Source organism: Comamonas sp. MYb396 (assembly GCF_037479555.1).
Taxonomy (GTDB): Bacteria; Pseudomonadota; Gammaproteobacteria; order Burkholderiales; family Burkholderiaceae_C; genus Comamonas.
In genome coordinates, this window is the sequence record NZ_JBBGYU010000009.1 from 12,461 (window position 1) to 34,198 (window position 21,738).

A 21,738-nucleotide genomic window follows, 5' to 3' on the forward strand; every position below is an offset into this window, starting at 1 on the left:
GGGGCTTAAGCCGGGCGCAAAGCGTTGCGCTCAGCCCTCAGACAGGCCTTGCCAGGGGGGATCCCGGCGTGGCAGGCGCTGGCGCCGCCGCATAATGCGCGAATGCCCCATTCTGGGGCGTTTTGTGCAGAAAGGCGGTGCGCCTGCGCCTTCTGCAGCTGCCGGGTATTGCTGCCATGTCTGAGACTGTTGTTTTGCGGGGGCCTGAGCGCCCCGATCTGTTGCGCCACGAGGTGCTGGCCGATGTGTTCGAGGCCACCGCCTATGCCCACCCCGAGCAGGTGGCGCTGATGGCCGGGGCGCGGCAGCTGACCTACGCCCAGCTCGATGCCGACGCCAGCCGCGCGGCACACCGGCTGATGGAAGCGGGCATTGGCCCGGGCGATATGGTGGGCCTGTGGCTGCCGCGCGGCATTGCGCTGCTCAGCCTGCAGCTGGCCATTGCCAAGACGGGCGCCGCCTGGCTGCCCTTTGACAGCGAAACACCCCCCGAGCGCATAGCGACCTGCCTGGAAGACGCCGGCGCCAAGGCGCTGCTGATGGCCGCTGCCACGCCCCAGCAGGGCCTGCGCGATGCCCAGGTGCTGTGTCCGCTGCTGACCGATCTGGACCTGCTGGCCGAGCTGCCCGCAGGCACCCCGCTGCGCCGGCGCAGCAATGCCCAGCCCAGCGATCCGGCCTATGTGATCTACACCAGCGGCTCGACCGGCAAGCCCAAGGGTATCGCCATCAACCAGGGCAGCATCTGCCATTTTTTGCGCAGTGAGAATGCGCGCCTGGGCGTGCGCCTGGGTGACAAGGTCTACCAGGGCTTCTCGGTGGCCTTTGACATGTCCTTCGAGGAGATCTGGATCAGCTACCTGGTGGGTGCCACCTTGTGGATCGCGCCGCGTGAGATTGCCGGCGACCCCGAGGCGCTGCCCCAGGCCTTGCTGGAGCAGCAGGTCACCGTGCTGCATGCCGTGCCCACGTTGCTGGCGCTGTTTGCCCAGGATGTGCCCAGCCTGCGCATCATCAACCTGGGCGGCGAGATGTGCCCCGAAGCGCTGGTCGATCGCTGGGCGCGTTCGGGCACCGGCGCGCCGCGCCAGCTGTTCAACACCTATGGGCCGACCGAGGCCACGGTATCGGCCAGCCTGGCTGAGCTGCAGGCGGGCGAGCCCGTCACTATCGGCACGCCGCTGCCCAACTACAGCATGGTGGTGGTGCAGGTGATCGAGGCGGACAGCTTTCCCGCCGGCACCGCGCCCCGCTTGGTGGGGCTGCCAGCGGGCGAAGTGGGTGAGCTGTGCATTACCGGCCCCGGCGTGGCCGCTGGCTACCTGGGCCGGCCCGAGCTGACGGCCGAGAAATTTTTGGACAACCCCTGGCCGGCAGGGCCGCACGACACGCGCCTCTACCGCACCGGCGACCTGGCGCGCATCGATGAAAAAGGCCAGATGCAATGCCTGGGCCGGGCCGATGACCAGGTGAAGATCCGGGGCTTTCGCGTCGAGCTGGGCGAGATCGAGGCCGTGCTGGCCCAGCAGCCCGGTGTGGGCACCACGGCGGTGCTGCTGCGCAAGGACGACGGTATCGACCAGCTGGTGGCCTTTTATGTGCCGCTGGAGACACCCCCCAGCCATGCCGCGCTGCGCAGCGCGCTGGCCGAGCGCCTGCCGCCCTACATGGTGCCGGCCCGCTTTGAGGCGCTGGCGCTGATGCCGCGCCTGACCTCGGGCAAGATCGACCGCAAGGCGTTGCGTGCCGCCGCGCTCAGTGCCGCGGTGGACAGCGGTGATTCGGACACCGCCGAGACCCCGGCCGAGGCGCTGCTGTTTGCCGCGCTGGCGCAGATGTTCCCCGGCCAGCCCATCCGCCGTTCGCTCGATTTCTTCAGCGACCTGGGCGGCCACTCGCTGTTTGCCGCGCGCCTGACCTCGGTGCTGCGTGCCGATGCGCGCTTTGCGCAGGCCACCGTCAGCACCATCTACCAGCAGCGCCGCGTGGGCGCGATTGCCCAGGCCTTGCAGGCCAGCATGGTGGCGGACGATGCGCCGGCACCGGCCGCGCGCGCGTTCCGCGAGCATTCGGCGCTGCGCCGCTGGCGCTGTGGCGCCGCGCAGGCGGTGGCGATTCCTTTGCTGGTGCTGGTCAAGATGGCGCAATGGCTGGCGCCGTTCTTCACCTACCACTTCTTTACCGGTGACGAGAACGACTCGGTGGCGGTGGCCATTGCGGTGTCGGTGCTCGCCTTTGCGCTGGCCACGGTGCTGGAGTTTGTCGTGGCCTGGGCCGGCAAGTGGCTGATTGCCGGCCGCCTCAAGCCCGGGCGCTACCCGCTCTGGGGCCTGACCTATTTCCGCTGGTGGCTGGCCGACCGTCTCGTGGAGGCGGTGCCGGTGGGCATGATCACCGGCTCGTCGCTGTTTCCGCTGTGGCTGCGCGCGCTGGGTGCCAAGATCGGCAACGATGTGCTGCTGGGCTCGATGACGGTGCGCGCCCCCGATCTGCTGCGCATTGGCGCCGGAGCGAGCGTGGGCAATGTGGTGAGCCTGGAGAACGCCCGGGTCGAAGGCGGCTGGCTGCTGCTGGGCACGGTCGATATCGGCGCGGATGCCTGCATTGGCTCCTATGTGGTGCTGGAGGGCAATACCCGCCTGGGCGACTGGGCCCATCTGGAAGGGCAGTCGAGCCTGAGTGACGGCCAGGTGCAGCCCGCGCGCAGCGTCTGGACCGGCTCGCCGGCCCAGCCCGTCTCGGACTTTGACACCAGCTGCATGCCCGAGCGCGTGCGGCCCAGCGCTGCCTGGCGCGCCTGGGAGATGCTGGTCTATGCGGTGGGCGGCCTGAGCATCGCGACCCTGTTCTTCATGCCGGTGTTCCCCGCGTTCTTGCTGATCGACTGGCTGGATGTGGACGCGATCTCGGTGCGGCCTTTGCTCGAAGACGGCACGGTCGATGCGCTGGGTGCCTTTATCCTGCGCTTTTTCAAGTTCTTTGTGCTGGCGCTGCCCGCCAGCCTGGTGCTGGTGGTCTGCACCATGCTGGTGGCCGCCTTGATCCGCTACCTGTTCCTGCCCCGGCTGCAGCCGGGCACCTGGTCGGTGCACAGCGGCCGTTACCTGGGCAAGTGGCTCACCAACCAGATCCAGGAAGGGAGCCTGGCGACCTTGCACGGCATCTATGCGACGGTGTTTTCGGCCAGCTGGTACCGCATGCTGGGCGCCAAGGTGGGCAAGCGCACCGAGCTGTCGACCGCGCTGGGCGTGGTGCCCGATATGCTGACCCTGGGCGACGAGTGCTTTGTGGCCGATGCGGTGATGCTGGGCGACGAGCGCATCGATGGCGGCTATATGACGGTGCAGCCCACGGTGGTCTCGCGCCGCAGCTTTATCGGCAATGGCGCCTATGTGCCCGATGGCTCGACCATTCCCGAAGGGGTGCTGATCGGCGTGATGTCGGCCGTGCCGCGCAATGCCGACATGCAGGCCGGCCAGACCTGGATTGGCTCGCCGGCCATCAACCTGCCTGCGCGCGAAGTCGTGCAGGGCTACCCCGACCACCTGACCTTTGCGCCGTCACGCCGCCGCGTGCTGGGCCGGGGCCTGGTCGAGGCCTTCCGCATTGGCGCGCCCCATGCGCTGGTGATTGCCGCCGGTTATGCGATTGTGCTCGACGCGATGCCGCTGGCCGCTGCCGGCCGCTGGGGCGCGGTGGTGCTGGATCTGGCCATCGCCGGCATGGTCTTTGGCCTGGGCGCCTTCTGGGCGGTGGCGCTGTTCAAGTGGCTGCTGGTGGGGCGCTACCGCAAAAAGGCTGCGCCGATGTGGACGCCCTTTGTCTGGCTGTCCGAGGCGACGACCAGCATGTACGAAGGTATTGCGGTGCCCAACTTCTTGCGCTACCTGCGCGGCACGCCCTGGCTCAATCTGGCGATGAACCTGCTGGGCAGCAAGATTGCCAGCAGCGCCTACCTGGACACCACCGACATCACCGAGCATGACTGCGTGACCATTGGCGCGCACAGCGAGCTCAATGCGCTGTCTTGCCCGCAAACCCATTTGTTTGAAGACCGGGTGATGAAGGTCGATGACGTGGTGATTGGCGCGCGGGTGACGGTGGGCGCGCGCTGCACCGTGCTCTACAGCGCCGAGCTGGGCGATGGCGTGCAGCTGGGCCCGATGACCCTGGTGATGAAGGGCGAACGCCTGCCCGCCGGCACCCGCTGGCAGGGCGCGCCGGCCGCGCCATGGCGGGCTTAGCATTGAACTGGACCAGGCAGCCGCTGGCCCTGCCGCCAGCGCTGCAGGGCCGGGTACAGGCCCAGGCGGTGGTGATGGCGGGCGCACCGCCACCCGGCGCGCTGCCGCGCGAGAGCCTGCGCGAGGCCGTCTACCTGGCGATCTGCCAGGCCTTGGCGCCACAGCTGGGCTGCGAGCCAGCGCAACTGGCCGTGCAGCGCCGGGCCGGCCAGGCGCCGCAGTTGCTGCGCAACGGGCAGGTGCTGCCAGGGTGGCAACTGTCCATCAGCTATGCCGATGCGCTGGCGGTCTGGGCCTGCACGCAAGAGGGTACCGTTGGCATTGATGTGCAAGGGCCGCCCGGTGATGCGCAGACCGATATCGATGCCGCTGGCTGGCCGGCGGTGGCTGCGCTGTACCTGGAGGCTGATGCGGCCGCCACACTGACCGGCTTGCAGCGCATGGATTGGCAGCGCGCCTTTGCCCGGCAATGGGCGCGGCTGGAAGCCCAGCTCAAATGCGCCGGGCTGGCACTGGCCGAAGCCGATCAGCGGCAAAAGGGCTGGAATGCCGGCATCGCGCTCTGGGATCTGGACAGTGCTGCGGGCGCGGTCGCGCTGGCCTGGCGCGCCTCGGCCTAAGCCGCATCTGGTTTTTGGCGGGGCCGTTACACTGGCCTGCCCGCCCGCCGCTAGCAGAATCTGCACTGCGCCAGGCCCATATCGATACAACGAATAAATCGTTGGCGCGGCCGGGCTGCACTGCCATAGTGCGGCGTTTTGATTTTTTGCATGGAATGAAGGAATCTGTGATGCAACCCACCACTTATCTGCAAGGCCGCAACGGCTGGGCGCGCAGCGTCTGCACCCTGGCCATCGCCGGCGCAGTGGCCGGCATGGCATTTTCTGCCCAGGCATCGAACTTCCGCTGGACCCGATCGGCCGACCTCTCGTCCTGGGATATCCATGCGCAGAATGTTGGGGTCAACAACTCGGTACACCGTGCGGTGTATGAGGCGCTGGTCGAGTACAACAGCCAGACGCAAAAGCCCGAGCCTTCGCTGGCCACCAAGTGGGAGCGCATCAACCCCAAGCAGCTGCGCATCACCTTGCGCGAAGGCGTGACCTTCAGCGATGGCTCGCCGCTGACCCCCGATGATGTGAAGTTCTCGCTGGAACGGGCCAAGGCCAAGAGCTCCGGCTTTGTCGTCTACACCCAGGGCATCGACCGCATCGAGGTGGTCAATGCCCGCACGCTGGATATCTTCTCCGACGTGCCCAACCCGGTGCTGGTCAACCAGCTGACCGAGCTGCGCATCATGAGCAAGCCCTGGGCGGTGCAGCACCAGTCCGAGGTGCCCAAGGACATCAAGGCCAAGGACGAGAACTATGCCCACCGCCATGCGCTGGGCACCGGCCCCTATGTGCTCGACAGCTGGTCGCAGGATTCGCGCCTGGTGCTCAAGCGCAACCCGCAGTGGTGGGGCAAGGCCCAGTACCCCAGCAACATCACGCAGGCGGTGTACACGCCGATCAAGTCGGACGCCACGCGCACGGCCGCGCTGCTGTCGGGCGAGGTCGATTTCATCATCGACCCGAGCATGAACGACCTGCAGCGCATCAAGCAGGCGCCCAACCTGCAGGTGCTCGAATCCGCGGCTGACCGCACCCTGTTCCTGGGCATGGACCAGTTCCGCGACGAGCTGCCCCAGTCCAGCGTCAAGGGCAAGAACCCCTTCAAGGATGTGCGCGTGCGCCAGGCGCTCTACCAGTCGATTGACATGGGCACCATCCAGCGCGTGGTGATGCGCGGCCTGGCCCAGCCCACTGGCACCCTGATTGCCCACCATGTGAATGGCTGGACCAAGCAGGCCGACCAGCGCCTGGCCTTTGATGCGGAAGGCGCCAAGAAGTTGCTGGCCCAGGCGGGCTACCCCGATGGCTTTGAGTTCGAGTTCTCCTGCCCGGCCGGCCGCTACCCGAGCGACGAGCAGCTGTGCCAGGCCATCAGCGCCCAGTGGGCCAAGGTGGGCATCAAGGCCAAGCTGCGCACCTACCCGTTCGCGACCTACTTCCCGATGATCCAGCGCTACGAAGCCAGTGTCTACCTGCTGGGCTGGTCGGTGCCCACGTTTGACGCCTACTACAGCCTGCAGGCGCTGCTGCGCTCGCCCGGCGGCAGTGGCGACGGCAACTTCAACCTGGGCCGCTTCTCCGACCCGCAGCAAGATGCCATGATCGAGCGCGTCAAGACCGAGACGGATCTGAAGCTGCGCAACCAGCTGATCGAGAAGGTGCTGCTCAACGAGCACAAGGCCATCTCGCATATTCCGCTGTTCAACCTGATCACGCCCTGGGCGACCAGCAAGAAGGTCAGCATCCCGACCCGCGCGGACAACTACATCGACTGGCGTCTGCTGAACGTGGCCAATTGACGGGCGGGTGAGAGGGCCAAGGCGCCGCTGTCTGATAATGCCTGCATGCGCCTGATGCCTCTTCGCCGCTCCTTCCTGCTCAGCTGTGCCGCTGCGGCGCTGCTGGGCTGCGCCTCCGAGCCGCCGCAGCCCGATGCGGAACCCGCGCTGGACCAGGCCAGCCTGCCGGTGCAGCTGCTGATGACCGAAGGCTTTGTGCCTGTGCACCGGGCACTGGCCGGGCAGCTGATGATCCCCACCCAGATCCGCGCCGAGCCCGGCTACGGCGCGTCGCCTGCGGTGGCGCAGGCGCTGGCCCAGTACCTGCAGCAGGCGGGCTGTGTCGATCTGGTGCTGGCGCCGCGCGCGGTGTTGCAGCTGTTGCAGGCCCAGGGCCTGGTGCGGCCGGGGCGCCTCTACGATGTGGTGCGCTCACCGCTGATTGCCATCGTGCAGGCCGGCCGCCCCGTGCCGGAGCTCCAGGACACGGAAGACGCCAAGAAGATGCTGGAGGCCACGCGCAGCATCGCCTACCCGTCGGCCGATGGCAGCGACTTTATCGAGCAAAAGCTGTTTCGTGAGCTGGATTTGACTGCCCAGGCTCTGCCCAAGAGCATCAAGGTGTTTGGCCCGCAGGTGGCCCAGTTGGTGGCGCGGGGCGATGCGGAGCTGGGCCTGCTGCTGCGCAGCGAGCTGCCGCGCTCTGCCGAGCTGCAGGTGGTGGGCAAGATACCGCCCCCCCTGGCCTACGAGGCGGTCTACAGCGCCGGCATTGTTCGCCAGGCCTGCAGCACCGCAGGGGCCCAGCTGCTGGCCCGCTTCTACCAGCGCGAAGCGGCCATGCATGACTGGAACGGCTCAGGCTGGGAGCCGGTGGCAGGGGTATCCCGGCCGCCACCACCGCCGGCCGAGCACCTGGACCCGGCTGAGTACCAGCCTTGAGTCCCTCATCGTCTCAGGCCTGGGCCAGCGCTGCCTGCACCGCAGGGCGCGCGCCCACGCGGGCGTAATGGGCGGCCACGCGCGGAAACTCGTTGATATCCACGCCATCGCTCTTGAGCCAGCCGGCCATCGTGAACAGGTAGCCGTCGGCCACCGTGTACTGCTCACCCATCACCCAGGTCTTGTCGCCCAGGTAGTGCTGCTCGATCAGCGCAAAGGCATCGCGCATGTTCTGCGGCACCTTGGCCTGCATGGCTTTCTGGGCCGCCTCGTCGTCGGCCCAGCGCGCAGCGCGTGGGCGGTGGGCATGGCTGATGTGCACGGTCGATGCCAGGTAGCTGTTGAACTCCTGCAGACGGGCAAGTTGGAACGGGTCGTCCAGCGGCGCCAGTTGTTTGTCGGGGTGGGTTTGCGCCACATACAGCAGCAGCGCGGCCGTCTCGGTCAGCACGCCTTGCGGCGTGACCAAGGCGGGCACGCGGCCCTTGGGGTTGATGGCCAGGTAGGCCGGCGTGCGCTGCGCCCCTTCGGCCATGTTCAGGCGCTGGGCATCAAAGGCAGCGCCCGCCTCATGCAAGGCAATCAGCACGGCCTGCGCGCAGGTTCCGGGGGCGTAGTACAGGGTCAGGTCTTGGCTCATGGGGCTCCTTGGATGGGGGTTGGCGGCGGTGCCAGCGCATGGCGCCTGCCGCATCGCCTGGGGATGCTAATCGATTTGCCGGCCATGTGCTGCGCTCGCCGTTACCATGGGTGTCTGTTCCGAAACGTCCACCCCATGGCCAAAGAAAAATCCGTTTACATCTGCAGCGAATGCGGCGGCACCAGCCCGCGCTGGCTGGGCAAATGCCCCGCTTGCAATGCCTGGAACACCTTGGTGGAGAGCACGGCCGAGGCCGCAGGCGGCGGCAAGAACCGCCTGAGCCAGACCGGCCGCACCGGCTACGCCGGCCAGGCCCAGGCCGTCACGCCGCTGGCCGCCATCGAGGCCACCGAAGTGGCCCGCACGCCCAGCGGCATTGCCGAGCTGGACCGGGTGCTGGGCGGCGGCATTGTCGAAGGCGGGGTGGTGCTGATCGGCGGTGACCCGGGCATCGGCAAATCGACCTTGTTGCTGCAGGCGGTGGATGCACTGCAGCACCAGGGGCTGCCCGCGCTGTATGTGACCGGTGAGGAAAGCGGCGCGCAGGTGGCACTGCGCTCGCGCCGGCTGGGGCTGGACAACAGCCAGGTCAATGTGCTGAGCGAGATCCAGCTGGAGAAGATCCTGGCCACCTGCGAGAGCACGCAGCCGGCCATTGTCGTCATCGACTCGATCCAGACCATGTACTCGGACCAGCTGAGCTCGGCCCCCGGCTCGGTGGCCCAGGTGCGCGAATGCGCGGCCCACCTGACGCGCATGGCCAAGAGCACCGGCATTGCGGTGGTGCTGGTCGGCCATGTGACCAAGGAGGGCGCGCTGGCCGGCCCGCGCGTGCTCGAGCACATGGTCGATACCGTGCTGTACTTTGAAGGCGACACGCACAGCAGCTTCCGCCTGGTGCGCGCCATCAAGAACCGCTTTGGCGCCGTCAACGAGATTGGCGTCTTCGCGATGACGGAAAAAGGCCTCAAGGGCGTGAACAACCCCAGCGCGATCTTTCTGAGCCAGCACAGCGAGCCGGTGCCTGGCAGCTGCGTGCTCGTCACCCTGGAAGGCTCGCGCCCGCTTTTGGTCGAGATCCAGGCGCTGGTCGATGACGGCGGCCCCAGCCCGCGCCGTCTGTCGGTGGGCCTGGACCGTGACCGCCTGGCCATGCTGCTGGCCGTGCTCAACCGCCATGCCGGCGTGGCCTGCGCCGACCAGGATGTGTTCGTCAATGCCGTGGGCGGCGTGCGCATCGGCGAGCCAGCCGCTGACCTGGCTGTCATGCTGTCCATCACCAGCAGCCTGCGCGGCAAGGCGCTGCCCAAGGGCTTTATCACCTTTGGCGAGGTGGGCCTGGCCGGCGAAGTGCGCCCCGCCCCGCGCGGCCAGGAGCGCCTGAAGGAAGCCGCCAAGCTGGGCTTTAGCGTCGCCGTCGTGCCCAAGGCCAATGCGCCCAAAAAGCCCATCGAGGGCATCACCATCCACGCGGTGGACCGGGTGGACGAGGCGATATCGCTGGTGCGGGGATTGGACTGAGCGCATGCTGGCAGAGGCCTTTGCGCGTGACGGCTTTGCGTTGGTTCCCGGTGTGCTGGCGGCCGATGGCTGCGCATCGGTGCTGGCGGAGCTGCAAGGGCGCACTGGGCAGGGGCCCGGCGCACGCCATCTGCTGACTCTGCCATGGTGTGAGCGCATGGCCGGGCAGTTGCGTGCAGCCCAGCTATTGGCCGATCTGATTCCTCAGGGCCATCTGGCGGTGCAATGCACCTATTTCGAAAAGTCGCGCGACACCAACTGGCTGGTGGCGTTGCACCAGGATCTGGCGATACCCGTGCAGCGCAAGCTGGAACACCCCGCACTCAAGGGCTGGGCGCTCAAGGACGCGACCCATTTTGTGCAGGCCCCCCCGCAGGTGCTGGAGCAGCTGGTGGCGGTGCGTGTGCATCTGGAGGACTGCGGTCCCGATGACGGCCCCTTGCGCGTGGTGCCGGGCTCGCACGCCATGGGCGTCATCGACAGCGCAGCTGCTCTGCAGCTGCGTGATGAACGGGGAGAGCTCGCATGCCCGGCTGCCCAAGGCGCCGCGCTGGTGATGCGGCCCTTGCTGCTGCACGCCTCGTCCAAAGCGAGCGGCAGCAGCCGTCGGCGCGTGCTGCATTTTTTGTTTGGCCCTGCGCAGCTGCCTTATGGGCTGGCTTGGGCCGCCGCCGTGTAGCCGCCCTTAAACCAGCCGCCCCTGTGGCCACAGATGCGCCGGATCGCTGTACCCGGGCGTCGAGGGGTGGCCGGGGCTGACCAGGCCGTTGACCAGGCGCTCGTCGTCCACGGTGATCTGGTAGTTCAGCGCGGGCTGGTAGTCCTGCCATTGCTTCAAGGTGCGCGGGCCGGCGATGACCGCGCTGATGGCGTTGTGGGCCAGCACCCAGGCGGTGGCGAACTGCGCGGCGCTGATACCTTGCTGCTCGGCGTGCTGCTGCACCTGCTGGGCGATCACGAGGGATTCTGGGCGGAACTCGGTCTGCAGGATGCGGGCATCCTGGCGGCCGGCGCGGCTGTCCTTGGGCGGCTCCATGCCGGGCTGGTACTTGCCGCTGAGAACGCCGCGTGCAATGGGACTGAAGGGCACAACGCCGATGCCGAACTGCGCGCAGGCGGGCAGGATATCGGTCTCGGGCATGCGGTTGAGCAGGTTGTAGTAGGGCTGGCAGACGATGGGCGGCGGCAGGCCGATCTCGCGCGCGGTGTAGACCGCTTCGACAATGCGCCAGCCGCGAAAGTTGGACAGGCCCCAGTACAGGATCTTGCCGCTGTCGATCAGCTGCTTGAGGGCATACAGGGGCTCCTGCAACTGCAGGCCGGCGCGGTCGCGGTGCAGGTAGAGGATGTCGATGCGGTCGGTCTGCAGGCGGCGCAGGCTGGCCTCGACCTCGCGCAGCATCCAGGCGCGCGAGTAATAGCCTTGGTTGGGCCCGCTGCCCATGGCGTTGCCCAGCTTGGTGGCCAGCACCCAGTCATCGCGCTGGCCTTGCAGCAGCTGGCCGACCATGCGCTCGGACTCGCCCTTGCTGTAGATATCGGCGGTGTCGATGAAGTTGACGCCCTGGGCGCGCGCATCGGCCACGATGGCGGCCGCCTCCTGGAGGTCGGTCTGGTCGGCGAACATCATCGTGCCCAGGCACAGGGCGGAGACTTGGAGGGGGCTGGCGCCCAGCTGGCGGTACTGCATCTTGGTCCTTCGGGAATCAGGTCGAGTCCCTCGATGCTAGCGGGCCGCCGCCGGTTTGTCAGTCACGGGCTGCGGCTTGCCCCGCCGCATCCATGCTCAATCGAGACCGCTGTCGTCGCCTTCCTCGTCGTCGTCCTTCTCCAGCTGGCTGCGGTTTTGCAGCTGCTCGCGCATGTTGTCAGTGCCTTGCATGAACTGGTCCACCGAGGTGGTGGGCGCCCAGCGCCACTCCGGCGGCAGCATGGTGGACATGTAGAGGTTGTCGCCCAGGCGCTTTTGCGTCTGCCACTGCAGGCCCAGCTTGGCGCCCACGCCCAGCACCAGCAAGCCGCCAACGGCCAGCGCCAAGGTGCGGGCCGATACCAGGGTGGCCGCGCGCAGGTGGAACCAGATGACCACAGCCATCAAGCTGAAGGACGCCAGGCTGGCAAAGCGGCTGAGCAGCGGCCAGGACATGGCAAAGCCCGTCACCGACAGCAGCACATCGAGCAAGGCCATGGCGACCATGCCGACCGAGGCAATGCAGACATGGCGCCAAAAGCCCGTCACCCCGGTGAACAGCTTGCCCATCATCGACCAGCCCAGGGTCCAGACCAGCAGGCCGCCCAGCATCCACAGCAGGATGGCGGGCAGCTGGCGGGCGAGGGCCCCGGTTTCGGTGGCACCCAGCCAGGTGGTCCAGGCCGACAGCAGCACCAGCAGCACCAGGGCCATGGCCGTCAGCAGCCCTTGGGCGCGCGAGAACGGGCGCCAGCGCTGGGTGGCGGGCAGCGGCTGGGCGGTGCTGCGCAGGTTCAACTGCACGCCCCGGCCCAGGGTCAGGCGCTGGCCGGGCTGCCAGGCAAAGCGCTCGCCGGCGCGGTAGTGGCGCCGGCCGTGCCAGACGCCATTGGTGCTGTCGAGCACCTCGACCTCGTATTGCCCCGCATTAGGGTGGCCTGCTTGCGGTTGGTGCAGGCGCACATGGCTGGGGCCGATGCTGGGGTCGGTCAGCACCAGGTCATTGGTGGCGGCGCGGCCAATCGTGCAGGGCCAGGCAAACACCGGCAGGGCCATGGCCAGGCGGTGGCCGCGCTCAACCAGCTCCAGCACAGCGCCTTCGGGCTCCTGCGCCAGGGGTGGTGCCTGGGTGCTGGCTTCTTCGTGGTCGGGGGCGATGTCGGTCAATTCGGGGTAATCGTGCTGGCTCATTGGGCGGCCTCGCTGGAGAAGCCTTGCAGGTACTGGCGGGCCAGGCGCTGGGCATTGTCAAAACTCACGGCACTGACGTTGAGGCGGCCGAGCACGCCCTGGCGCGGCTGGTCCACCGAGACGGCCAGCACGGTCAGGTCATACAGGCCGCTGAACTTGCGGTAGGCGGCCATGCAGACGACGGCGCGCAGCGGCAGCTTGGCGTCTCCTGCGACAAAATCCTCGCGGCATTCATAGCCGGTGCGCACGCGGTTGCCGCGCTTGCGCATGGGCTCATTGGCAAAGCTGGCGCCATAGGTGTGCGCAAACTGCCAGGGGCTCAGGCGCGGCGCGTCATAGGCCTCGTAGCGCATGCCCAGGCCGCCGACATCGCCGTCGCCGGTGAAGACTTCGCTGTCGATGCGGCATTGGCTGCGCTCAAAATCAAACAGCGATTCGCTGCGCCGCTCGCGGCCATCACCCCAGCAGCGCGCCAGCGTCTCGGACGGCACGGGCACGCGGTAGGGGCCATAGCGCTCTGTGCGGCTGCTGCCGCTCAGCACCCGGTCGACCAGGTCCTTCTGGTGCGCCATCAGCTGGCGCGTGACTTCGGCATGCATGGCGCCCTTGACCGGCGCGGCCTCGCGGCCCTGGGCGAGCAGCTGCTCGACAAACTCCACCGGCACCAGAAAGCTCAGCTGCTCGGCGCCCAGCTGCTTGGCCACATTGACGCCGACCACACGGCCCTGGGTGTCGATGGCCGGGCCACCGCTCATGCCCGGGTTCAAGGTGCCGCCAAAGAAGATGCGCGGGTAGAAGCTGCGCTGCACCAGGCCGTTGTAGGTGCCCTCGGTGATCGCAAAGCCGACATCGAGCGGGTTGCCCAGCGAGAAGATGCGCTCGCCCCCGCTCAGCGGCCGGCTGCTGGGGCGCAGCGGCAGCGCGCTGTAGCGGCGCTCCGAGGCGCCTTCTGCGCCTGCGCTGCTGTCCTTGGCCGGGGCCACGCGCAGCAGCGCCAGGTCATGCAGCACATCGATGGCCAGCAGCTGCACCGGCGCCTCCTGGCCGCTGACTGAGACCAGCACCGCGCGGTGGCGTTCGGGCTCCAGCGCCAGCTGGCTGACGACGTGGTAGTTGGTGATCAGCAGGCCATCCTCGGAGACAAAAAAGCCCGAGCCGGTGCTGCTTTGCGTATTGGTCTGGCGGCGCAAGGTGCGGATCTGCACCAGCTTGTCGCGCGCGGCCATATAGGCCTGCTGGGCATCGGGCGAGGGGGGCGGGGCCTCGGCCGCAGCAGCGGCTGCGGGCTGGCTGGCAGCTGCAGGCGATCCTGATGCAGGCGGTGCCGTTGGCGCGGTGGGCGCGGCATTCGTTAATGGCGCCGTCGGTGCAGGCACAGCGGCCTCGGCTGCAAGCGGGCTGGCCGCCTGCAGCAACGGGGCCTGGGCCAGCGCGGGCGCTGCCAGCAAGGCCGCCAGCGCAAGTGCCAGGCCGTTGCGCCACAAAGGGGAAGATGAGCAATGGGTCATGGTGTTGGGGTGTGCGCCGGGGAGGAAGCCGCAGACGCAGGAGCGGGCAAGCCAGTAGCCTGGCATGCTATCAAAATAAAAGTGCCACTGCACCAGCGGCAGACGTCATAGCAGGTAAGCATTTGCAGTTGTGGCGCGTCGCGGGTGCGCAATGCATGCCGGGGGCTGAGCGTGGATGCGGGCCAGGCGTGCCTCAGTGCCGCTGCTCATAAGCCTGGGTCACGCCATGGGCGATGGCATCGCTGATCAGGTTGCTCATCCCGCTCCAGGCGATCTGTATCCCCAGGCACAGCAGGATGAAGGCGGAGATGCGCAGAAACACAATGGTGCCGGTCTCGCCCAGCGGTTTGAGCAGCTTGTCGGCATAGCGGTTGCACAGCAGCAAGATGACACCCACCACCAGGCTGCCCACGGCCGCACCCATGACGTTGACCACGGTGATGGCTGGCGAGCTGCGGTCGAGCAGGCTCACGCCGATCGTGATCGTGGCGGCCAGGCTGCCCGGGCCGTAGGTGAGGGGAAAGGTCAGCGGGTAGAACGCGCGGCGCCGCGCCATCTCGGGCGTGAAGGCCTCGGCCAGCTTCTCGGTGCGCCCTTCGGTGGAGTTGGTGTTGATCATGTTCCAGCCAATGACGGAGACCAGCAGGCCGCCGCCGAGCCGGACCACATCGATGGACAGGCCGAACATCTCCAGCATGTAGGAGCCCACCAGCATGAAAAAGATCAGCAGCAAGGTGACATTGACGGCGATGCGGGTCGCGATGCTGCGGCGGGTGGCGTTGGAGGCCCCTTCGGTCAGCGTCAGGAAGATGGCCGAGACACTCACGGGGTTCAGGATCGGCAGCATGGTGGCGACCACCAGCAAAAAGCTCTTGCTGAAGGCGGCAAAGGCAATGGCAAAACTCATGAAAGGGCACCAGGCAATAGGAGGATCTGGCGCGCTAGCATGCCAGCCAAAGCGGGCTTGCGCTAGGGCCTGCGGCGGCCGGTGTTGGGCCAAAGGTACGCCTGCCGCCGCGAAAACTGGCGGGCAGCGGGCGCAAACAATTGGCCCCTGGCGACAAGGGCATCTGCGCAGGCAGTGGACAATAGCGCCATGAACTGGAGAAACATACTGATCCCCGTCGGCTTGCTGGTGCTGCTGGGGGCTGCTTACCAAAATTACAAATGGATGGGCGTGCTGGCCGTCAGCGGCGGCATTGTGCTGTGGCTGATGCTGCATTTCACCCGTCTGATGACCATCATGAAACGCGCTTCGGAGCGCCCTTTGGGCTATGTGGCCAGTGCCGTCATGCTCAATGCCAAGCTCAAAGCCAATGTGCCGCTGGTGCATGTGGTGGCCATGACGCGCTCGCTGGGCCTGCGCCAGTCGCAGGCTTTGGAGCAGCCCGAGGTGTTTGTATGGCGCGACAACACGGACTCCAGCGTCACCTGCGAATTTGTGCACGGACGCCTGCAGAAATGGACACTGCAGCGCCCCAGCGACGCGCAGGATGGCGCGGACAGCCCCGCCCACCCTCAGCCTTGAGGCCAGCTTACTTGTAACAAGGGCGACCCGCCGGCCGCTTGCACCGGCCCTTTAGAGGGGGTTGGCGCTCAATTCTGAGGCGCGCGCTCTCTATCTTCTGCCAAGGCGGGCGCCGTCCACGTAAAATCACTGCCCAGCATGGGAGCCCCTTGGGGCTGGTCCCCACCATTTGCCCGTGCCCACAGAATCATCGATAGCCGGCTCGCCCCAGAGGTGCAGGGCTGGCGCAGGAAAGTTGAAAACCATGACGCAGGCAGTTGTTGAGTTGCTGGCCAAAGACCTGAACGCCCAAGGCGGCGTGTTTTGTCCCAACCCCAAGGCAGATATGAAATTGTGGAGTGGCCACCCCCGCGTCTTTCTGGACGTGGGCCACAGCGGTGAGGCCAAGTGCCCCTACTGCGGTACGGTGTACCGCCTCAAGGCGGGCGAAACCTTCCACGGTGGCCATTGAGTGACTGATTCCCCATTGGGCGGCGCTGCAGCTTCGCGCAGGCTGACGCTGACCATTGGCATCCTCACCCTCAACGAAGAAGACAACATCGAGGCCTGCTTGCGCAGCGCCTCGTTTGCCGACCAGGTGGTGGTGGTGGACAGTGGCAGTGTGGACCGCACCACGGCCATTGCCTGCGGCCTCGGTGCCCAGGTGTTTCGCTACGAAGACTGGCAGGGCTTTGCGCTGCAGCGCAACCGGCTGCTCAGCCACGCCAAGGGAGACTATGTGTTCTTCCTCGACGCCGATGAGACCATCTCTCCCGCTTTCCGCGAGGAGCTGGAGGCCATTGTCCAGTCCGGCGAGGAGGCGATCTGGATGGTGCGCTGGCGCATGGTCGCTTTCGGCAAGGAGCTCAAGTACCTGCGCTCCACCGCCAAGGTCGAGCGCCTGTTCTGGCGCGGTTTGCTGCGCGAGTACACCGGCGTGGTGCACGAAGAGGCGCAGCTGAGCCGGGCCAATGTGACGCGCCACCTGATGCGCACGCCGCTGCTGCACCATTCGCGCAGCACCGTGCATTCCAGCCTGGAAAAGCTCACCCAGTACGCGATGCTGGGCGCGGCCAAGCGCGCCGAAGAGGGCGTGCGCGGCGGCATTCTGCGCGGCATGGCCTCATCGATTGCCATGTTTGTGCGTCTTTACTTCTTCCATTTCGGCTTTCTGTGCGGGGGCGCGGGCTTTTTGTACTGCGTGTTCGTCGCGCTGGAGAGCTTCTTCCGCTACGTCGCCCTGGCCTATGACCGCCCGTATCTGAGCGGAGACGTGCGCCGATGAGCCTGGCTGCGGCAGCGTCCGCTGCGCCCACGCCCGCGATGCGGGCCAGCCAGCTGGCGGCCTTTTTGGTGCCCGGTGTGGCGCTGACCCTGCCCTCGGGCTACTCCTTTGGCGCCGCAGTGCTGGCGCTGGCCAGCCTCGTATTTGTGCGCCAGTGGTGGGGCCGCCGCTGGGACCGCCGCGCGATCGCCTGGGCGCTGATGCTCGCCGTCATGGCGGTGTTGTGGACCATGAGCTTTGATGACTGGCTCCTGCGCTCGCGCAGCGACCAGTTCGTCAAATATGCGCTGGCCATCACCGGCCTGGGTTTTTTGCAAAGCTGTGCGCCCCGGGTGCGGCCGCTGGGCTGGGGCATGCTGGCGGGCGCGCTGGGCGCGGGACTGGTCGCCGTCTACCAGACGGGCTGGACCGATGCCCACCGCGCCAATGGCTTTACCAATGCGATCCAGTTCAGCGGCATTGCGCTGGTGCTGGCGCTGGCCTGCTGCTTTGGCGTGCTGCTGCTGTGGCGCTCGCTGTCGGCCTGGCAGCGCGCCTTGGGCTTGGTGTGCAGCCTGTTCGGCTTGCTCGCCGTCATCCTGTCCGATACGCGCGGCAGCTGGATCGTGCTGCCCTTTGTGCTGCTGATTGGCGCGGTACTGCTGTGGCGCTGCGGTCTGCGCAAACCGGTGGGCCTGGGCCTGCTGGCCGCCGTGCTGGGCATTGGCGGCTTGGTCTCGCTCAAAGGCGACGAGATGGCCCAGCGCTACCACACCGCCGTGCACGAGGTGCAGAGCTACGAGGTGCAGGACCGCGATGCGGCAGAAACCTCGGTCGGCCAGCGCCTGGCCCACTGGCACCTGGCCTGGCACATGGGGCTGGACAAGCCGCTGACCGGCTGGGGCCTCAAAGGCTATATCGCCGAGAAGGCCCGCCGCGTGGAAGCGGGCGAGGCCAGTGCCTCGGTCCTCCCCTACGACCATGCCCACAACGAGCTGCTCGACATGTTTGCCAAGCGCGGGCTGGTGGGGGTGGCCCTGCTGCTGGCCTTTTATGCCGTGCCGCTGCTGATCTTCTGGCCCACGCAAAAGCGCATGGCCCAGTGCCCCGGCGCGCCTATGGACCGCCAGATTCTCTACCTGCGCATGCTGGGCATCATGGTGCCCCTGTGCTACATGGGCTTTGGCCTGACCCAGGTGTTTTTTGCCCATAACAGCGGGCATCTGTTCTACGTCTACCTGCTGGTGCTGCTGCTGGGTGCGCTGATTGGACGTGAGCGCGCACTCTTGGCTTTGCATTCCCAGCGCTGAGCATACAGCGCAAGAGGGTTCACCGGTGCTTCAGCCCGCGCGGCTGTGCCACTCGCGGGCGAGCAGGGCATAGATGTATTCATCACCCCACTGGCCGTTGAACTGGTCGTTCTCGATCAGGTGCGCCTCACGCCGCATGCCCAGGCGCTCGACCACGCCCACCGAGCCCTGGTTGGCGGCATCCAAGCGCGCAAAAATGCGGTGAAAGCCCAAGTCGCCAAACCCCTGCGCTAATGTGAGCGCCACCGCCTCGGTGGCATAGCCTTTGCCAGCATAGGCTGGATCAAAGATATAGCCCACCTCGGCCTGGCGCGCCGCGGCGCTGGCCAGCTTGAGCAGGGTCTCGCCCAGCAGGCAGCCATCGCTGCTGCGCACTACGGCAAAGCGCCGGGTGTCGCCCTCCTGGGCCAGGCGCTGGGGCAGCGCATCGCGTGCGAACTGGGCCTGCAATACGGCGGTGTCCTGCGGTGCATCGGCATACAGGTAGCGGTAGACGGCAGGCTGGCGATGGTAGTGGGCGTAGGCCTCGAAATCGCTGGATGCAAAGGCGCGTAGCTGAAGACGGGGGACGGGGCTTGGGTTCAACATGCGGTGGGTGACTTCCTGCTCAGGCCACTTGCTTCGCCGCAAAGCGCGCCGCCGGCTCGATCAGCTGGGCCTGCGCTGCCACCAGCGGCAGATCGCGTGAGCCCGCTACCGTGCCCTTGACCAGCGAATACAAGGTGGCCGTGGCCAGCTCCAGCGCTTCGGGCAAGGGGCGGCTCTCCGTCAAACGGCCCAGCAAGGTGGCGGCAAACACATCGCCCATGCCGTTGGGGAGCGGGTGCAGGTCGATGCGCGGCGTGGTCACCAGCCAGGCGCCTTGGCCATTGACGGCCAGGGTGCCCAGTTGGTCGGCCGCGATATCGGGTGTGGCCAGGCTGGTGATGACAATGGTGTCCGGCCCCCGGCCACGCATCTGGCGCGCGACGGCGACGGCCTCCTCGGTGCTGCCCAGCTTGGTGCCGCTCAGCAACTCGAACTCGAACTGGTTGGGCGTGATGATGTTGGCAAACGGGATGGCCTGGTCGCGCAGAAAATCGGGGATGGCGGGGTTCACGAAGAGCCCCCGGCCCACATCGCCCATCACCGGATCGCAGAGGTAGCGCAGCTGCGGGTTGGCCTGGCGGATGTCGTTGACGGCGTCGAGAATGGCTGCGCCGGTATCGGCATTGCCCAGGTAACCGGAGAGCACGGCGCCCACTTTGTGCAGCGCGCCGCGCTCGCGCAGGCCGGCGAGGATTTCGCGGATATGTTCGGCGCTCAGGATCTGGCCCCGGAACTGCCCGTAGCCCGTGTGGTTGCTGAACAGCACCGTATGCACCTGCAGCACCTCAAAACCCAGGCGCTGCAGCGCAAACACCGCCGCCGAGTTGCCGACATAGCCCCAGGCCACATGGGATTGGATGGACAGGATGACGGGGCGGGAGGCTTGCGCAGTGGCAGAGGGTGCAGCAGTGTTCACGGTAGGCAGTCTTTGCGGGCGAGGGCCCGGACCAGGCTGCCGGGCGTTGGCTGCTATTGTGCGCCCGCGGCCTGCCACTCCGCCTTGAGCTGCTGCAATAGTTGCGCAGCGGGCAGGGCTCGGGCCTGGGCCACGCCCTGGCCGGCCCAGAGTGACAGGTACTGTGCATCGCCCGCCGCGCCAGCGAGCTTGCGCAGCGCGCCGGTCAGTGCGTTTTGCACCGGGTAGGGCGGAATGGCACCCTCCTCGGCTTCGAGCGCATCGATCATCGCATTGCGGATGCCGCGTGCAGGCCGGCCCGAGATGGTGCGGGTGGTGACCGTGTCGGTGGCCTGGGCGGCCGCCAGCGCGGCGCGGTAGGCCGTGTTGATGGCCGATTCGGGGCAGACCAGAAAGGCCGTGCCCATTTGCACCGCCTGCGCGCCCAGCGCCTGGGCGGCGGCAATGCCGGCACCATCCATGATGCCGCCGGCCGCAATCACCGGCAGCTGCAGCTGGCGCACGCAGTCGCGCACCAGCGGCAGGGTGGAGACCATCGACGAGGCATAGTCTGCCAAGAAGGTACCCCGGTGGCCGCCGGCCTCACTGCCGCTGGCGATGACGGCATCGGCCCCCACCGCCTGCCAGGCCAGCGCCTCGGCCACCGTGGTGGCCGTGCCCCAGACCTGGCTGCCTGCGCCCTGCAGGCGCTGCACCTGGGCGGCGCTGAGAATGCCGAAGGTAAAGCTGGCCACGGCCGGGCGGCAGGTGACCAGCGCATCGAGCTGCTGCGCAAAGTCTTCGCACCACTGGCTGGGCACGGCCGGCTCGGCGCCAAAGCGGGCATAGAGCGGGGCCAGGCGCTGCAAGGCCTGCTGCACGGTGGCGGCATCGGGCGCGGGGGTGGCCTGCACAAACAGATTCATCGCAAAGGGCCGGTCGGTCTGCGCGCGCACCGCAGCGGCGGCTTCCGCCATCGCCTGGGGCGAGCGCATGCCGCAGCCCAGCGAGCCCAGGCCGCCGCCGGCGCTGACGGCAGCGGCCAGCGCCGGGCTGTCCGAGCCGGTCATCGGGCCTTGCACCACGGGCAGCTGCAGGCCCAGTTCTTGTGTCAGGTTGCGGGTCATACGGTCTCCATCGCGGTGGGGAAAGGGGTGGGGGTCGGGGTGGGGGCCGCTGCCTGCAACACGGCCAGCAGCTGCTGCACCGCGGGCGTGGCATAGCCCTGGCGGGTGACGAACATCGTGGTGCAGGCGCCCAAGGGCTCGCTGCGCACCGGCAGCGCATCGCGCTGCAGATCCAGCACGGTCTGCGGCACCACGGCGACCGCGCTGCCTGCGGCCACGGCCGCCACGATCGCATGGTACGAGGACAGCTGCAGCACGCGCGTGGGCGCAGGGCCATGGGCCTGCGCCATCCACTGCTCGCCAATGCGGCGGTAGGTGCAGCCATCGCTGAAACCGGCCAGGGTGCGCGGCAGCTCCCCTTCCTGGGTTTGGGCAGGGCGCAGCAGCAGCAGCGATTCTTCGTACAGCGGCACCAGATCGAGCGGCAGCGGCGCATCCACATCCGGAGGCGGCCAGGCGACCAGCGCGGCATCGAGCTGGTGGTCCAGCACCTGCTCCATCAGCTGCAGCGAGGCGGCCGTGGACAGCTCCAGCTGCACCTGGGGGTGGCTGCGGTGGAAAGCGGCCAGCGGCAGCGGCAGGCGCGCGGCGGCCGTGCTCTCCATCGAGCCCAGGCGCAGCCGCCCGCTGGGGTGCTGGCCACGCAGGCTTTGCGTGGCCTCTTCGGCCAGGGTCAGCAGCTGGTCGGCATAGCGCTGCAGCTGCCGTCCCTCGGGTGTCAGCACCATGCGCCGGGCTTCGCGTACAAAAAGCGCGACGCCCAGCGACTCCTCCAGCTGCTGGATGCGGGTGGTGATATTGGACTGGGCGCGGCCCAGCTGCTGTGCAGCGCGGGTGATGCTGCCGCTGGCAATGACCTGCTGAAAAATGGCGAGGGTGGCGAGATCCAACACGGCGGTATCTATCTTTTTTGAAGATG

Annotated in this window: 19 protein-coding genes; 10 read left to right on the plus strand and 9 right to left on the minus strand. The window is 67.5% G+C overall.

The genetic code is table 11. From position 1 onward, the window contains the following. Nucleotides 1–176 precede the first annotated feature (176 nt). From WH265_RS19025 to WH265_RS19040, 4 genes are all read left to right on the plus strand, one after another. Entirely contained in the window at nucleotides 177–4,244 is a 4,068-nt protein-coding gene (locus WH265_RS19025) for a Pls/PosA family non-ribosomal peptide synthetase (RefSeq protein ID WP_339559326.1), read from the plus strand. Between the two features lie 2 nt (nucleotides 4,245–4,246). After that, entirely contained in the window at nucleotides 4,247–4,864 is a 618-nt protein-coding gene (locus tag WH265_RS19030) for a 4'-phosphopantetheinyl transferase family protein (RefSeq protein ID WP_339559327.1), read from the plus strand. 170 nt (nucleotides 4,865–5,034) lie between these two features. Further along, complete coding sequence (locus WH265_RS19035) at nucleotides 5,035–6,657, plus strand: ABC transporter substrate-binding protein (protein WP_445228556.1); 1,623 nt, start codon at nucleotides 5,035–5,037, stop codon at nucleotides 6,655–6,657. 54 nt (nucleotides 6,658–6,711) lie between these two features. Beyond that, nucleotides 6,712–7,578, plus strand: a complete 867-nt coding sequence (locus WH265_RS19040) for a substrate-binding domain-containing protein (protein ID WP_339559328.1) — start codon at nucleotides 6,712–6,714, stop codon at nucleotides 7,576–7,578. 13 nt (nucleotides 7,579–7,591) lie between these two features. Here the strand turns inward: WH265_RS19040 and WH265_RS19045 are convergent, their stop codons facing one another. Then, nucleotides 7,592–8,218 carry a glutathione S-transferase family protein gene (locus WH265_RS19045; RefSeq protein ID WP_339535834.1) on the minus strand — a complete coding sequence of 209 codons (627 nt, stop codon included), beginning with the start codon at nucleotides 8,216–8,218 and terminating at the stop codon, nucleotides 7,592–7,594. Between the two features lie 135 nt (nucleotides 8,219–8,353). On the opposite strand from WH265_RS19045, the gene radA reads away from it, so the two are divergent. Together radA and WH265_RS19055 are read left to right on the plus strand one after the other, a co-directional pair. Then, nucleotides 8,354–9,739: a DNA repair protein RadA gene (gene radA, locus WH265_RS19050; RefSeq protein WP_021025375.1), complete on the plus strand. Its 1,386-nt coding sequence runs from the start codon at nucleotides 8,354–8,356 to the stop codon at nucleotides 9,737–9,739. 4 nt (nucleotides 9,740–9,743) lie between these two features. Further along, the gene (locus WH265_RS19055) at nucleotides 9,744–10,418 is read left to right on the plus strand and encodes a phytanoyl-CoA dioxygenase family protein (protein WP_339559329.1); all 675 of its coding nucleotides are present in this window, start codon (nucleotides 9,744–9,746) and stop codon (nucleotides 10,416–10,418) included. Between the two features lie 6 nt (nucleotides 10,419–10,424). Here WH265_RS19055 and WH265_RS19060 read toward each other — a convergent pair whose 3' ends face one another. From WH265_RS19060 to WH265_RS19075, 4 genes are all read right to left on the minus strand, one after another. Further along, on the minus strand, nucleotides 10,425–11,429 hold the full coding sequence (locus WH265_RS19060; protein WP_339559330.1) for an aldo/keto reductase: 1,005 nt from the start codon (nucleotides 11,427–11,429) through the stop codon (nucleotides 10,425–10,427). A gap of 96 nt (nucleotides 11,430–11,525) precedes the next feature. After that, entirely contained in the window at nucleotides 11,526–12,620 is a 1,095-nt protein-coding gene (locus WH265_RS19065) for an FHA domain-containing protein (protein WP_339559331.1), read from the minus strand. Then, entirely contained in the window at nucleotides 12,617–14,128 is a 1,512-nt protein-coding gene (locus tag WH265_RS19070; protein WP_339559332.1) for a S1C family serine protease, read from the minus strand. Before WH265_RS19070 ends, WH265_RS19065 begins: the two co-directional genes overlap by 4 nt. Nucleotides 14,129–14,321: 193 nt before the next feature. Beyond that, a complete protein-coding gene (locus WH265_RS19075) occupies nucleotides 14,322–15,035 on the minus strand; it encodes a MarC family protein (protein ID WP_339559333.1) in 714 nt (237 codons plus the stop codon). Nucleotides 15,036–15,224: 189 nt separating this feature from the next. Here WH265_RS19075 and WH265_RS19080 point away from each other — a divergent pair, with 189 nt between their 5' ends. The 4 genes from WH265_RS19080 to WH265_RS19095 all read left to right on the plus strand — a co-directional run bounded on the left by WH265_RS19080 (nucleotide 15,225) and on the right by WH265_RS19095 (nucleotide 18,209). Then, nucleotides 15,225–15,656 (plus strand): glycerate kinase, encoded by a 432-nt coding sequence (locus WH265_RS19080; RefSeq protein ID WP_312989542.1) that lies wholly within the window; start codon nucleotides 15,225–15,227, stop codon nucleotides 15,654–15,656. A gap of 244 nt (nucleotides 15,657–15,900) precedes the next feature. Further along, nucleotides 15,901–16,107, plus strand: coding sequence for a zinc-finger domain-containing protein (locus WH265_RS19085; RefSeq protein WP_021028650.1), 207 nt, complete (start codon nucleotides 15,901–15,903; stop codon nucleotides 16,105–16,107). Continuing rightward, nucleotides 16,108–16,920, plus strand: coding sequence for a glycosyltransferase family 2 protein (locus tag WH265_RS19090; protein WP_339559335.1), 813 nt, complete (start codon nucleotides 16,108–16,110; stop codon nucleotides 16,918–16,920). After that, on the plus strand, nucleotides 16,917–18,209 hold the full coding sequence (locus tag WH265_RS19095; RefSeq protein ID WP_339559337.1) for an O-antigen ligase family protein: 1,293 nt from the start codon (nucleotides 16,917–16,919) through the stop codon (nucleotides 18,207–18,209). Before WH265_RS19090 ends, WH265_RS19095 begins: the two co-directional genes overlap by 4 nt. 30 nt (nucleotides 18,210–18,239) lie before the next feature. On the opposite strand, the gene WH265_RS19100 is transcribed toward WH265_RS19095, so the two are convergent. From WH265_RS19100 to WH265_RS19115, 4 genes are read right to left on the minus strand one after another with little or no spacing between them, the layout of a single operon-like run. Beyond that, entirely contained in the window at nucleotides 18,240–18,797 is a 558-nt protein-coding gene (locus WH265_RS19100) for a GNAT family N-acetyltransferase (RefSeq protein ID WP_339559338.1), read from the minus strand. Between the two features lie 19 nt (nucleotides 18,798–18,816). Beyond that, the gene (gene pdxY / locus WH265_RS19105; RefSeq protein ID WP_339559339.1) at nucleotides 18,817–19,713 is read right to left on the minus strand and encodes a pyridoxal kinase PdxY; all 897 of its coding nucleotides are present in this window, start codon (nucleotides 19,711–19,713) and stop codon (nucleotides 18,817–18,819) included. Nucleotides 19,714–19,766: 53 nt separating this feature from the next. Beyond that, nucleotides 19,767–20,819 (minus strand): NAD(P)H-dependent flavin oxidoreductase, encoded by a 1,053-nt coding sequence (locus WH265_RS19110; protein ID WP_339559340.1) that lies wholly within the window; start codon nucleotides 20,817–20,819, stop codon nucleotides 19,767–19,769. Then, nucleotides 20,816–21,712 (minus strand): LysR family transcriptional regulator, encoded by an 897-nt coding sequence (locus WH265_RS19115; protein WP_339559341.1) that lies wholly within the window; start codon nucleotides 21,710–21,712, stop codon nucleotides 20,816–20,818. The genes WH265_RS19110 and WH265_RS19115 overlap by 4 nt, the downstream gene beginning before the upstream one ends. Between the last annotated feature and the right edge of the window lie 26 nt (nucleotides 21,713–21,738).